This window comes from Ruminococcus sp. D54t1_190329_F1, from assembly GCF_015551645.1.
Lineage (GTDB): Bacteria > Bacillota > Clostridia > Lachnospirales > Lachnospiraceae > Blautia_A > Blautia_A faecis.
The window spans coordinates 1-13,561 of record NZ_JADNDC010000048.1; the positions used below are offsets into that span (position 1 = coordinate 1).

General features: G+C 43.2%; 14 protein-coding genes. 13 read left to right on the plus strand and 1 reads right to left on the minus strand.

The annotated features are described in order from the left end of the window. Positions 1–192 precede the first annotated feature (192 nt). From I2D69_RS17220 to I2D69_RS17280, 13 genes are all read left to right on the plus strand, one after another. Entirely contained in the window at positions 193–1,161 is a 969-nt protein-coding gene (locus I2D69_RS17220; RefSeq protein WP_195380294.1) for a beta-ketoacyl-ACP synthase III, read from the plus strand. A 282-nt stretch (positions 1,162–1,443) separates the two neighbouring features. Further along, complete coding sequence (gene acpP, locus I2D69_RS17225) at positions 1,444–1,668, plus strand: acyl carrier protein (protein WP_118578781.1); 225 nt, start codon at positions 1,444–1,446, stop codon at positions 1,666–1,668. Positions 1,669–1,813: 145 nt separating this feature from the next. Then, positions 1,814–2,752, plus strand: coding sequence for an enoyl-[acyl-carrier-protein] reductase FabK (gene fabK, locus I2D69_RS17230; RefSeq protein ID WP_118578783.1), 939 nt, complete (start codon positions 1,814–1,816; stop codon positions 2,750–2,752). Then, positions 2,745–3,671, plus strand: coding sequence for an ACP S-malonyltransferase (gene fabD, locus I2D69_RS17235; RefSeq protein WP_195380295.1), 927 nt, complete (start codon positions 2,745–2,747; stop codon positions 3,669–3,671). The genes fabK and fabD overlap by 8 nt, the downstream gene beginning before the upstream one ends. 148 nt (positions 3,672–3,819) lie before the next feature. Further along, a complete protein-coding gene (gene fabG, locus I2D69_RS17240; RefSeq protein WP_173715830.1) occupies positions 3,820–4,560 on the plus strand; it encodes a 3-oxoacyl-[acyl-carrier-protein] reductase in 741 nt (246 codons plus the stop codon). Beyond that, positions 4,557–5,795 carry a beta-ketoacyl-ACP synthase II gene (gene fabF, locus I2D69_RS17245; RefSeq protein ID WP_173715831.1) on the plus strand — a complete coding sequence of 413 codons (1,239 nt, stop codon included), beginning with the start codon at positions 4,557–4,559 and terminating at the stop codon, positions 5,793–5,795. Before fabG ends, fabF begins: the two co-directional genes overlap by 4 nt. Positions 5,796–5,901: 106 nt before the next feature. After that, the gene (gene accB / locus I2D69_RS17250) at positions 5,902–6,438 is read left to right on the plus strand and encodes an acetyl-CoA carboxylase biotin carboxyl carrier protein (RefSeq protein ID WP_173715832.1); all 537 of its coding nucleotides are present in this window, start codon (positions 5,902–5,904) and stop codon (positions 6,436–6,438) included. A gap of 121 nt (positions 6,439–6,559) precedes the next feature. Next, positions 6,560–6,988: a 3-hydroxyacyl-ACP dehydratase FabZ gene (fabZ, locus tag I2D69_RS17255; protein ID WP_118578791.1), complete on the plus strand. Its 429-nt coding sequence runs from the start codon at positions 6,560–6,562 to the stop codon at positions 6,986–6,988. A 36-nt stretch (positions 6,989–7,024) separates the two neighbouring features. Beyond that, a complete protein-coding gene (locus tag I2D69_RS17260; protein ID WP_173715834.1) occupies positions 7,025–8,389 on the plus strand; it encodes an acetyl-CoA carboxylase biotin carboxylase subunit in 1,365 nt (454 codons plus the stop codon). Further along, complete coding sequence (locus tag I2D69_RS17265; RefSeq protein ID WP_195380296.1) at positions 8,379–10,139, plus strand: acetyl-CoA carboxylase carboxyltransferase subunit alpha; 1,761 nt, start codon at positions 8,379–8,381, stop codon at positions 10,137–10,139. The genes I2D69_RS17260 and I2D69_RS17265 overlap by 11 nt, the downstream gene beginning before the upstream one ends. Positions 10,140–10,238: 99 nt before the next feature. Next, the gene (locus tag I2D69_RS17270; RefSeq protein ID WP_330382748.1) at positions 10,239–10,676 is read left to right on the plus strand and encodes a MarR family transcriptional regulator; all 438 of its coding nucleotides are present in this window, start codon (positions 10,239–10,241) and stop codon (positions 10,674–10,676) included. Positions 10,677–10,873: 197 nt separating this feature from the next. Next, positions 10,874–11,911, plus strand: a complete 1,038-nt coding sequence (locus I2D69_RS17275) for an ABC transporter substrate-binding protein (protein ID WP_173715836.1) — start codon at positions 10,874–10,876, stop codon at positions 11,909–11,911. Further along, positions 11,886–12,656 carry an ABC transporter permease subunit gene (locus I2D69_RS17280; protein ID WP_173715837.1) on the plus strand — a complete coding sequence of 257 codons (771 nt, stop codon included), beginning with the start codon at positions 11,886–11,888 and terminating at the stop codon, positions 12,654–12,656. Before I2D69_RS17275 ends, I2D69_RS17280 begins: the two co-directional genes overlap by 26 nt. A gap of 97 nt (positions 12,657–12,753) precedes the next feature. On the opposite strand, the gene nth is transcribed toward I2D69_RS17280, so the two are convergent. Beyond that, positions 12,754–13,392 (minus strand): endonuclease III, encoded by a 639-nt coding sequence (nth, locus tag I2D69_RS17285; RefSeq protein ID WP_173715838.1) that lies wholly within the window; start codon positions 13,390–13,392, stop codon positions 12,754–12,756. Positions 13,393–13,561 lie beyond the last annotated feature (169 nt).

Consider the following 13,561-nt stretch of genomic DNA (forward strand, 5'->3'; position numbering starts at 1 on the left):
CTGTTGATGGAAGCATTATACTACATTGGGACATTTTCCTTTATGGTATATTAGGACATTATCATAAATGGTTCATAAGTTTTGGTTTTGACAGTATTTTTTTATTGACAAAGTCCAAAAATGTGATATACTTTGATAATCAAACTATTTTAAATTAAAAATAAGAACTACACAACATACCTGGAGGGTGTTATGGTTGGAAAAATAAAGGGAACCGGTTCCTACAGGCCGGTTCAGGTGTGGGACAATGACAAACTGTCCCACATGATGGATACAAGTGATGAGTGGATTCGTGGGCGAACCGGAATCGGTCAGAGACACATTGCAAGCGGTGGAGAGACCGTTGCTTATATGGCAGCTCGTGCGGCTGAGGAAGCTCTTTCAGATGCAGGAATGCGACCGGAAAAGATTGATTTGCTCCTGGTGTCTACCATGTCATCTGAAAGAATCATGCCGTGTGCTGCATGCGAAGTGCAGAAACTGATCGGTGCAGTGAACGCAGCCTGCTTTGATCTGAACGGTGCATGCACAGGATTTCTGTTGGCGTTGAATACAGCCCAGGCCTATCTGGGACAGCAGATTTATCGCAGGGCATTGGTAATTGGTTCTGAAACTCTTTCCCATCTTACAAACTGGAAGGACAGAAGTACCTGCGTATTGTTTGGCGATGGCGCCGGTGCGGTGGTGCTGGAAGCGGAAGAAAATGCAGTCTATACCCAGGCTGTTCATTCTATTGGAAGTAAAGGCGAAGCCCTTACCTGTGTCAGCCGCAATCAGCAGCAATTTATAGAAAAAGACGCAGATATTTCTTCAACTTACATGCAGATGGATGGAAAAGAAGTATTCAAATTTGCAGTTTCCAAAGTTCCGGAAGTGATTATGGAGGTTTTGGAAAAAGCAGGAAAAACAAAAGAAGAAATCCGCTTTTACATGCTTCATCAGGCGAATAAAAGAATCGTTGCTTCAGTGTCAAAACACATGAACGAACCTTTGGAAAAGTATCCGATGAATATAGAAAATCTGGGAAATACATCCTCCGCAAGCATTCCGCTTCTCCTGGATGAGTGGAATAAAAAAGGCAGATTAAATTCAGGAGACTGGATTATCCTTTCAGGATTTGGCGGTGGACTTACCTATGGAGCCAGCCTGCTTCAGTGGTAAAAATGTGTATCAGGGCTTTGAAAAATAAAACTATAGCAGATAAAAAAGCTGCTTTGCTCTGGAAATCAGGTAATTCAGGCTGATAAATACAGGTTGTTAGAGAGCGTTTTGAAAATCATTTCCGCAATCTGCGCGCCCTATTTTACAGTATATTTTGCAGAATGTCTTTTTCAAACACACTCTGGTCATATAAAGTGAACAGCAACCATGTAAAGCTTTGAATCATAAAAAGTTGAAAAATGGATTTGAAAATCTAAAAAACAAAATAAGGAGAACAAAAAAATGTTAGAAAAAATCAAAGAAATCGCAGCAGATTCATTAGGAGCAGACGTAAGTACAATGACAGCAGAAACATCTTTCAAAGAAGATCTCGGAGCAGATTCCCTTGATCTTTTTGAGATGGTAATGGCACTGGAGGAAGAGTTTGAGGTAGAGATTCCTACTGAAGATCTTGAGAATATTAAGACCATCGGTGATGTGGAAAGCTATCTTCAGAGTCGCCAGTAATTTGGAAATTTTGTATTCAGGCTTTGGCAGTATACATAAATAATAAGCCGGAATGTCAAGAAATATAAGTTGTTTACAGGATGATTCCGGCATGTATTTGCCATAGGTGGGCATGGTATAACGGAATTACAGAATGGAGAATTTCATGAAAACAGAAGTTACGGAATTACTTGGAATTGAATACCCGATCATTCAGGGCGGCATGGCCTGGGTGGCAGAATATCATCTGGCAGCAGCTGTTTCAGCAGCTGGCGGGCTTGGGCTGATTGGAGCCGCAAGCGCTCCTGCAGACTGGGTTCGACAGCAGGTACGGGAGGTGAAAAAACTCACCGATAAACCTTTTGGTGTGAATATTATGCTGATGAGTCCATATGCAGATGAGATTGCACAGGTAATTGTGGAAGAAAAAGTTCCAGTGGTTACAACTGGTGCAGGAAACCCTGAGAAATACATGAAAATGTGGAAAGAAGCAGGAGTAAAGATCATTCCGGTTATTGCTTCTGTGGCTCACGCAAAGAGAATGGAGCGATGCGGAGCGGATGCCGTAGTGGCAGAAGGATGTGAATCCGGCGGCCATATCGGTGAGACAACCACAATGGTTCTGGTGCCTCAGGTCGTAGATGCAGTGAACATTCCGGTTATTGCAGCTGGTGGAATCGCAGACGGAAGAGGGATTGCAGCAGCCTTCATGCTTGGTGCAAAAGCCGTTCAGATGGGAACTCATTTTGTGGCAACCACAGAGTGCTGGGCACATCAGAATTACAAAGATATGATACTGAAAGCAAAGGACATTGATACAAAGGTAACCGGTCGTTCCACCGGTCATCCGGTACGTGCTCTCCGCAATCAGATGACAAAAGAATACTTGAAAAAAGAGGCAGAAGGAGTTCCGTTTGAGGAACTGGAGCAGATGACGCTTGGCAGCCTGCGCCGTGCTGTTGTAGACGGAGATGTGAAAATGGGAAGCGTTATGGCTGGTCAGAGTGCAGGACTTGTGAAGGAGCAGATGAGCTGTCAGGAACTGATCAGAAAGCTGGTAAAAGAGACGGATGCGTTGTTGAAAGGAACTGGAATTTATGAGTAAGATCGCATTTCTTTTCCCTGGACAGGGAGCACAGAAGGCTGGAATGGGACAGGATTTTTATGAAAAGTATCCTTCTGCCAGACAGGTTTTTGACCAGGCAAGTCAATGGCTTTCTCTGGATATGAAAGCTCTTTGCTTTGAAAAAAATGACAGATTAAACCTTACAGAATATACGCAGGCAGCACTGGTAACCACCTGTCTTGCAATGGAAAAAGTGGTAGAGGAGTGTGGGCTTCATCCGGATATAACTGCCGGATTAAGCCTTGGAGAGTACTGTGCCATTGCTGTTTCAGGTGGAATGAGTGTGAAAGATGCCATAGTAACTGTGCGAAAAAGAGGAATCCTTATGGAACACGCAGTGCCGGCAGGAGAAGGCTCTATGGCAGCTGTTATAGGTCTTGATGCAGATAAGATCCAGACCGCAATTGCAGGAACAAAGGCTGAAATTGCCAATTACAACTGCCCTGGACAGATTGTTATCACAGGACCAAAACCTGCTGTAGAAGAAGCTTCTGTGAAGCTGAAAGAAGCCGGTGCAAGACGTGTACTTTCCCTTGCAGTAAGTGGCCCTTTTCATTCCTCTTTGCTTCAAAATGCAGGAAAAGAACTGGAAAAAGAACTGTCAAAAGTGGAATTTTCCGGTCTGAAGATTCCTTATGTGACCAATGTGACTGCCCAGTATGTGACAGACATCAGAGAGACAAAAGATCTTCTTGCAAGGCAGATTTTTTCCTCTGTTCTCTGGCAGCAGAGTGTGGAAAAGATGATTCAGGAGGGTGTGGATACCTTCGTAGAGATTGGCCCTGGAAAGACTCTGGCTGGTTTTATGAAGAAAATAGCGCCGGAAATGAAGACCTATAATATTCAGAATGTGGAAGATCTTGAGCAGATTTCAGATCTTATACACAGTAGAAAATAAGATCAAAAACAGTTAATTAAAACAATACAGGTATTATCAGAAGCAGCCGATACGGAGAAATTCAGAAGTGGTTAACAAAGGAAAAGTTAATGTTTGTCGTGCTGGAAAAATATGATATTCACCTGACTTTACAGGAGTAAAACAAGGAATGAATGCAGAAAAAAAGATTGCAGTTGTAACAGGTGCTTCCCGTGGAATCGGAAGAGCGATTGCTCTTGAGCTTGCTGCTAAGGGAGCATTTGTAGTTATAAATTATAATGGTTCAAAAGAAAAAGCGGAGGCAGTGAAAGCTGAGATTATTGCTGCCGGAGGTGCGGCTGAAACCAGTCAGTGCAACGTATCTGACTTTGATGCCTGCGGTGCTTTTATCAAAGAAACAGTAAAAAAATATGGACAGATAGATATCTTGGTGAATAACGCAGGAATTACAAAAGACGGGCTTCTGATGGCAATGAGTGAGGATGATTTCTGCAGAGTTATAGATACAAATCTTAAAGGAACTTTTAACTGCATTCGTCATGTGGCCAGACAGATGTTGAAGCAGAAAAGCGGACGCATTGTAAATATGGCATCCATTGTTGGCATCGGCGGAAACCCCGGACAGGCTAATTATGCAGCCTCAAAAGCAGGCGTGATCGGTCTCACAAAGACTGCAGCAAAGGAACTTGCATCAAGAGGAATTACCGTAAATGCCGTTGCTCCTGGCTTTATCAGAACGGACATGACAGATGTACTTTCTGATAAGGTAAAAGAAGAAACCTTGAAGAATATCCCTATGGGAACTTATGGTGAACCGGAGGACGTAGCCAAGGCGGTAGCATTCCTGGCATCACCGGAAGCCAGATATATTACAGGGCAGGTTTTATGCGTAGACGGAGGAATGTTATGAGTAAAAGACGTGTAGTGGTGACTGGACTTGGAGCAGTAACACCTGTGGGAAATAATGTGCAGACCTTCTGGGAAAATGTAAAAACAGGCAAAATAGGAATCGGAGAAATTACCAGATTTGATACTGCAGATTTTAAGGTGAAGCTTGCTGCTGAAGTAAAAGATTTTAATGCAAAAGATTATATGGATTTTAAAGCTGCCAAACGAATGGAGTTGTTTTCCCAGTATGCAGTGGCTGCATCAAAGGAAGCTATGGCAGATGCAGGAATTGAAATGGAAAAAGAAGATCCTTTCCGCGTCGGGGTGATCGTGGGTTCCGGAATTGGAAGCCTTCCGGCAATGGAGGCAGCAGATCAGAGACTGATCCAGCGCGGACCCTCAAAGGTTGATCCTCTTCTTGTTCCCAAAATGATCAGCAATATGGCCGCTGGAAACGTATCCATTGCTCTTGGTGCAAGGGGCAAATGCACCAACGTAGTGACTGCCTGTGCGTCTGGAACACATTGTATCGGAGATGCATTTCGTGCAATCCAGTATGGTGATGCAGAAGTTATGATCGCAGGGGGAACAGAAGGTGCGATCAGCCCGGTTGGTGTGGCTGGATTCACGAATCTGACCGCGCTTAGCACCAGTCAGGATCCATATCGTGCATCCATTCCATTCGATAAAGAAAGAGGCGGTTTCGTAATTGGAGAAGGAGCCGGAGTTGTTGTTCTGGAGGAACTTGAGCATGCAAAAGCACGTGGTGCGAAGATCTATGCTGAGGTAGTGGGATATGGCGCAACTGCCGATGCCTACCACATTACGTCTCCGATTGAAGACGGCAGCGGAGCGGCACGTGCTATGACGGATGCCATGAAAGAAGCTGGTGTACAGCCAGAAGAAATCGACTACATTAATGCGCACGGAACCGGTACACACCACAACGATCTCTTTGAGACAAGAGCCATTAAAGCAGCACTTGGAGATGCGGCAAAGAAGGTAAAAATCAATTCTACCAAATCTATGATCGGACATCTTTTAGGAGCCGCCGGAGGTGTGGAAGCTGTTGTCTGTGTGAAGTCCATTGAGGAAGGTTTTATTCATCAGACGGTAGGTACAAAGGAGACAGAAGAAGAGTTGAATCTCGATTATTGTATCGGCGGACCAACACGGCAGGAAGTAAATTATGCTATGAGTAATTCTCTTGGATTTGGTGGACATAACGCAGTACTTTTAATGAAAAAATACAGGTAAAAGTGAGTAATATCAGTTTGCGAAGCCTGTAACTTTGAAGGTACTGAACAGCTACATTTAAAGTATGAATTGCTGCAGAAATTGCTGTAAATAAGGAGAAAAAATCATGGAATTTGAACAGATATTAAAGTTGGTTGACCATGTATCAGCTTCTCATCTGGAGTCTTTCTGCTATGAAAGTGATGGAGTGAAACTGACTTTAAATAATAAAATTGCACCTGTGATCATACCTGGAACCATGCAAAATAATATATTATCTGGTGCTGAAACAGGAGAAAAAGGTTTCGTATATGGAGAAAAATATAGCATTTCAGAACAGGCTCCGGATAGAAAAATAGCGGATAAAGAACTTTCTGCAAGTGAGAAAAAACAGGCTTCAGATACAGTGATTTCCAACGGAGAACCAACAGGAAATACTGTGAAATCTCCTCTGGTAGGAACATTCTATGCAGCTCCATCTGAGGATGCTCCTACCTTTGTAAAAGTGGGAGATATAGTAAAAAAAGGACAGATTCTTGCTATTGTAGAAGCTATGAAGCTGATGAACGATATTGAAAGCGATTTTGATGGAGAAGTTGCAGAAATTCTGGTTGAAAACGGTCAGCCTGTAGAGTATGGACAGCCGCTATTTGTAATCCGTTGATATAGACAGAAGCTAAATTTTATAATATCCATGTTAAAAGGTCAGAATCCCTTTTGACACGCAGAACATTTTATCAAAAATAGGATAAATACATTCGTTTTTCAATGAAATAGGAGCAGATATGAATCACTTAAATATAAAACAAATTGAGGAAATTCTTCCTCATCGTCACCCGTTCCTTTTGGTTGACTACATCGAAGATTATGAACCGGGAGAATTTGCTGTTGGCTATAAATGTGTCACATTCCGGGAGGATTTTTTTAAAGGACATTTTCCCCAGGAGCCGGTAATGCCAGGCGTTCTGATCGTGGAGGCACTGGCACAGACAGGTGCGGTCGCGATTCTTTCCAAGCCGGAAAACAAAGGCAGGATTGCTTACTTTGGTGGTATTGATAAGTGCAGGTTTAAAGGAAAAGTTCAGCCTGGAGATAAGCTAAAACTGGAAATGAAAGTCATGAAACAGAAAGGGCCTATGGGTGTTGGAGAGGCTGTGGCAACTGTGGATGGAAAGGTTGTAGTAAAAGCAGAACTTACTTTTATGGTAGGTTAGATAGATATATATAATGATACTCGGAAGGGTGAAATTATGATCAGAAAGTTATTAATTGCCAATCGCGGAGAAATTGCCGTAAGGATCATCCGCGCATGTCGGGAAATGGGAATAGAAGCAGTTGCAGTGTATTCTGAGGCAGACAAAGAAAGCCTGCATACGCAGCTTGCAGACGAAGCCATCTGTATTGGACCGGGACCTTCTGTTAAAAGTTATCTGAATATGGAAAGTATTATCAGTGCCGCCATAGTATCCGGTGCAGATGCAATACATCCTGGCTTTGGCTTCTTATCTGAAAATGCCAGGTTTGCCCAGATTTGTGAGCAGTGCGGCATCACTTTTGTGGGACCTCCATCACAGGTAATCCAGAATCTGGGAAACAAACAGATTGCCAGAAATACCATGGAAGCAGCAGGAGTTCCTGTAATCCCTGGCACTACAAAAGCTATTCTGGATGTGGAAACAGGAGCAAGAGAGGCCAATCGGATCGGCTATCCGGTTATCATAAAAGCAGCTCTTGGAGGCGGCGGAAAAGGTATGAGAACTGCCTTCTCTCCGGAGGACTTTGAACTGGCATTTCTTACAGCTCAGAAGGAATCTCAGATCGCATTTGGAGATGGAACCATGTATATCGAACATTTTGTGGAACATCCCAGACATATTGAATTTCAGATCCTCGCAGACTGTCATGGAAATGTAGTACATCTTGGAGAAAGGGACTGTTCGATTCAGCGAAATCATCAGAAAATGATTGAAGAATCTCCTTCTATGGCAGTGTCAGAAGAGCTGCGGAAAGAGATGGGAATTGCAGCAGTAAAAGCGGCGAAAGCAGCACATTATGTAAATGCCGGAACTATTGAATTTCTCCTTGAAAAGACAGGAAAATTTTATTTTATGGAAATGAATACCCGTATTCAGGTTGAGCATCCTGTAACAGAATGGGTTACCGGTCTGGATTTGGTAAAGGAGCAGTTAAGGATTGCTTCCGGGGAAGCTCTGCCTTTTTGCCAGAAAGATATTCATATTCAGGGACATGCCATAGAATGTCGTATTAATGCCGAAAATCCATGGAAAAATTTTCGCCCGTCACCTGGAACAATCACAGATCTTCATCTTCCCGGAGGCCAGGGAATCCGGGTAGATACAGGAATTTACAGTGGTTATCAGATTCCACCGTATTATGATTCCATGCTTGCAAAGCTGATCGTACACGGCAATAACCGTGAGGAAGCAATTGCAAAAATGAAAAGCGCTCTGGGAGAAATGATCATTCAGGGTGTTGATACAAATATAGACTATCAGTTTGAAATTATGAACGATCCGGACTATCAGAAAGGGGTATTTGATATCGGCTTTTTGGAGAGTCATCAGATCGGAGGAGTGAAGGTAAATGAAGCTTAGATATGCCTTTAAACGTACAATTGCAAACAAAGCTGCAGGTGCAGATAAAGAACTGAAACCAGAAGTGCCGGATGGTATGCTGAAGAAATGTAATGCCTGCAAGGCCGCTGTATTTGTAGATGAGGTGAAAAAGAATGCCTATATCTGTCCGCATTGCGGTAATTATTTCCGTGTTCATGCAAGGAGAAGAATCGAAATGCTGGCAGATGAAGGAACCTTTGAAGAGTGGGATAAGGTAATGCCAATAAGTAATCCTTTGTCCTATAAAGGGTACGAAGAGAAGGTAAAAAAGCTTCAGGAAAAGACAAATCTGGACGAAGCAATTGTCACAGGAAAGGCAAAAATAGGCGGAATATCTGTAGTGCTTGGAGTGTGTGACAGCCGTTTTCTCATGGCCAGTATGGGAGAAAATGTGGGAGAAAAAATTGCAAGAGCAGTGGAAAGGGCAACACAGGAACGGCTGCCTGTAGTGCTTTTTGCCTGCTCAGGAGGTGCCAGAATGCAGGAAGGAATTGTATCCCTGATGCAGATGGCAAAGACTTCAGCAGCTTTAAAAAGACACAGCGATTCCGGGCTTCTTTATATCAGTGTCCTTACGAATCCAACTACCGGTGGTGTGACAGCAAGCTTTGCCATGTTGGGAGATATTATCCTGGCAGAACCAGGTGCATTGATTGGTTTTGCAGGTCCTAGAGTGATAGAACAAACGATCCGGCAGAAGCTTCCTAAAGGCTTTCAGAGTTCAGAATTTCTGTTGGAACATGGATTTATTGATCAGATTGTAGAACGAAAGAACATGAAAGAAACACTGGCCAGACTCTTGAAAATGCACTGTAAAAATGACAGCATGGAAAGTCTGGAAGGGCAGGAAAATGCAGAGAATATTTCTGCAAAAAAATCTGATTCAGCTGTCGGCATGTCTGTAAACAGCAAATCAAATGTGGATTTTACAACGAAAATCACAGCAAAAAAATCCGCCTGGGAGCATGTTTCTCTTGCACGAAGCAAAGAACGTCCAACAGGAAAAGATTATCTTCCCTGGCTGTTCGATTACTTTACAGAGCTTCATGGAGACAGACTTTTTGGCGATGATCCGGCTCTGGTTGGCGGTATTGCATACCTTGCAGGAAAGCCTGTAACGGTGATTGCCCAGGAAAAAGGAAATGGTACAAAAGAGAATATTACCCATAATTTTGGCATGGTTTCTCCGGAAGGTTACCGAAAATCCCTGCGCCTTATGAAGCAGGCAGAAAAGTTCCACAGACCAGTGATCTGCCTTGTGGACACACCTGGGGCATTCTGTGGACTGGAGGCGGAAGAACGGGGCCAGGGAGAGGCAATTGCCCGAAATCTGTATGAGCTCTCCAGCCTTAAAGTTCCGGTGCTTTCTATTGTAATTGGAGAAGGCGGCAGCGGTGGGGCCCTTGCTCTTGCAGTAGGTGATCAGGTCTGGATGATGGAGAATTCCATTTATTCAATTCTTTCTCCAGAAGGCTTTGCATCTATTTTGTGGAAAGACAGCACACGGGCAAAGGAAGCCGCAGAAGTAATGAAGCTGACAGCCGCAGATCTGAAGGACCTTGGAATTATTGAGCAGGTAATCCCTGAGAATCAACCTCTTACCAGAGAAAATATGGCAGATACCATGGAAGAGTTGAAAAACAGAATAGAAGAATTCCTGGAAACTTATCAGATGCTTGATCCGGAAAAATTACTGAATAAGCGCTATAAGCGTTTTCGAAATTTGTAAAATTGTAGAAAAACATATCAAATTGTGATATACTTACCGTAAATATTTGCTTGAATGTTTTATAGAAAATAATGTTGTCACATTATAGGAGAGAAAAGAGTGGAGAACAGGGAAGTTATTAATGATGTACTGGTACATCTGTTCAACGAGATTATGGAGCTGGAAGAGCAGGCGATCATTACGGAAGAATATAAGGATATCACGAATAATGATATGCATATTATTGAAGCTGTAGGCCTTGGCGGGAACAAAATGTCCGACATTGCGGCCAAACTGAATATCACCGTAGGTTCCCTGACTACTTCCATGAACAGCCTTGTAAAAAAGGGATACGCCACAAGGGAGCGAAGTGAGCAGGATCGCCGTGTGGTATTTATCCATCTCACCCTGAAAGGGAGAAAGGCATATCATCACCATGCGGAATTTCACCGCAAAATGACAGACGCAGTGCTTGATGTACTGGACGAGAAGGAAGCTCTTGTCCTTGCCAAGGCACTGGACAGCCTGACCCTTTTTTTCAGGCAGTATAAAGCATGATATGGGTAGAACCGGATTATTTTGACTGTGACGAAACTGAATTTCTCTTTTTCCTGAATTCCATGTTTTGATTTGGATAATGATTATGACGCATATAGTTTGACTATAAATCCAAGAGACAAATATCTGACTGCTGCAGCAGTATAGTTTCTATTACGAACTGAAGGGATCAGGTAAAGATCCGGAAAGGACATTCTATGAAGAGAAGAGCATTATCATGGTTTATGGCCGTTGCACTTGGTGTTGGAACAATGGCTGGAGGTATTGGAAGCGCAAATATTGTATTGGCAGAAGAACAGAATGAAGAAACTGAAGCGGCAGATGAGGCATCAGAAGAGCCAGCTGATGAGACGGATTCAGACAGTTCTGTAATGAAAATTGGAGCCTTGAAGGGACCTACTGCAATGGGAATGGCACAGCTTCTGGACGATGAAAATTATGAGTTTTCCCTTGCTGCATCTCCAGATGAAATTGTTCCAATGATCGTTCAGGGACAGGTAGATGTAGCAGCTGTTCCATCCAATTTAGCCTCCGTTTTATATCAGAAAACAGATAAAAACGTCAGCGTTCTGGCAGTAAATACTCTTGGTGTTCTTTACCTGGTGGAGAATGGTGATTCCATCCAGTCTGTAGATGATTTAAAGGGAAAAACGATCTATGCCAGCGGTAAAGGTGCGACTCCGGAGTATGCGTTAAACTCTGTTCTGAAGTCTAATGGACTGGATCCGGAGAAGGATGTGACCATTGAGTACAAGTCTGAGCATGCAGAGGTTGTAGCAGCGCTTGCAGAAGACCAGACAGCAGTTGGACTTCTTCCACAGCCTTTTGTAACCACTGCACTTATGAAGAATGAGAACCTTCGTGTGGCCCTTGACCTGAATGAGCTTTGGGAGTCTTCTGCAACAGATGAAAGCAGGCTGGTAACAGGTGTTGTAATTGCCAGAAATGATTATCTGAAAGAGCATGAAGCAGATATTGATGCGTTTATGGATGCATATAAGGACTCTGTAGAATTTGTAAATTCTGATACAGAAGCAGCTGCCCAGATCATTGGAAACCATGATATTATTCCGGCAGAAGTTGCAGCAAAAGCCATTCCGGAATGCAGTATTGTATTCATGGAGGGCGACGAAATGCAGACCATTCTTTCCGGCTATCTGAACACACTAAATGAGCAGAATCCGGAAACAATCGGAGGTCAGTTACCAGATGAGGACTTCTATTATAAACGCTGATAAGGCAAAAAAATATCGGATATTTTATAAAATTTTGGCAGCTTCCGTATGGATCATGGTATGGCAGCTGACCAGTATGTATCTGAAACAGGAGATCCTTCTGGCATCTCCTGTTTCTGTTATAAAGAGACTTACCGAATTGATTGTAATGGGAGATTTCTGGAAATCTGTGGTGTTCAGTTTCGTAAGGATTATACTGGGATTTTCTCTGGCTTTGATCCTGGGAACGGTTCTGGCGGCGCTTTCTTCTGCTTTTTTTGCTGTGGAAGTGCTGATGGAGCCATTGATCATGGTGATAAAAGCTACGCCAGTTGCTTCTTTTATCATTCTGTGCCTGATTTGGATCCCATCCAGAAACTTATCCGTTTTTATTTCGTTTCTCATGGTTTTTCCAGTGGTATATACAAATATTCTGGAAGGAATCAGGCAGACGGACAAACAGCTTCTGGAGATGGCAGATTCCTTTGGAGCGGGAGTGGGAAAAAAATTACAATTTATCTATCTTTCCCAGGTTATGCCATATGCAGTTACTGCCTGTAAACTGGGACTTGGTCTCTGTTGGAAAGCGGGGATTGCGGCTGAAGTAATCGGCATTCCTGCTGGTTCCATCGGTGAAAAATTATACAAAGCCAAGGTGTATCTGGAGACACCAGACCTGTTTGCATGGACAATTGTCATTATTGCAGTGAGTGTGGGATTTGAGAAGATTTTTATGTTTGCGTTGAGAAGAAGTGTGGGAGAATAACCGTAAAAGGAAGCATTTTCGAGAAAATATCCGGGCGAAAATGCTTCCTTTTTATAGGGAGCTTTAAAACCTGCATATCCTGCAGAAAGCCTTTGCTTTAGTCTACTCCGTTTTTTGCGCAGATATCAGCGAGACAGCATCTGTCGCAATAAGGCCTGGTTCTGGCAGTACAGACTTCCCGTCCGTGGTTTACCAGGCGGTGACAGAAGTCATTTCCCTCTTCCGGCGGAATGATTTTCCACAGTGCCATTTCAACTTTCTTAGGATCCTTGATTCCATCCACAAGGCCAATCCGGTTGGTGAGACGAATGCAGTGTGTATCAGTGACAATAGCTGGTTTACCGAATACATCGCCCATGATCAGATTGGCACTTTTGCGTCCTACACCGGGGAGGGCGAGAAGAGCGTCAAAGTCACATGGAACATTGTCATGGTATTTTTCATGCAGGATTTTCATGCATGCGCTGATGTCTCTGGCTTTACTTTTTCCCAGTCCGCAAGGCTTTACAATCGCTTCAATTTCCTCAGGAGCAGCAGCTGCAAGTGCGGCTACATCCGGATATCTGGCATACAGATCCTGCACTACAACATTGACTCTGGCATCGGTACACTGTGCTGCCAGCCGTACACTTACCAACAGTTTCCAGGCTTCATCGTAATCAAGAGTGCAATCTGCCAGGGGGTATTCTTTCTTTAATCGATCTATCACTTCAAGAGCGAGTTCTTCCTTTGTCATTTTGTAAAATCCTTTCATGAATGATGTATTCATTGTAATTGGAAATCTTCGATTTTGCAAGTTTATGCTGCGCTATTTTGTATGAACTTAGGAAAAAGTTACTGGTCACGGAGTGACCAGTAATGGGAAAAAATCACTGTTGACTCTGCAGACAGTAACAGAAAAAAAG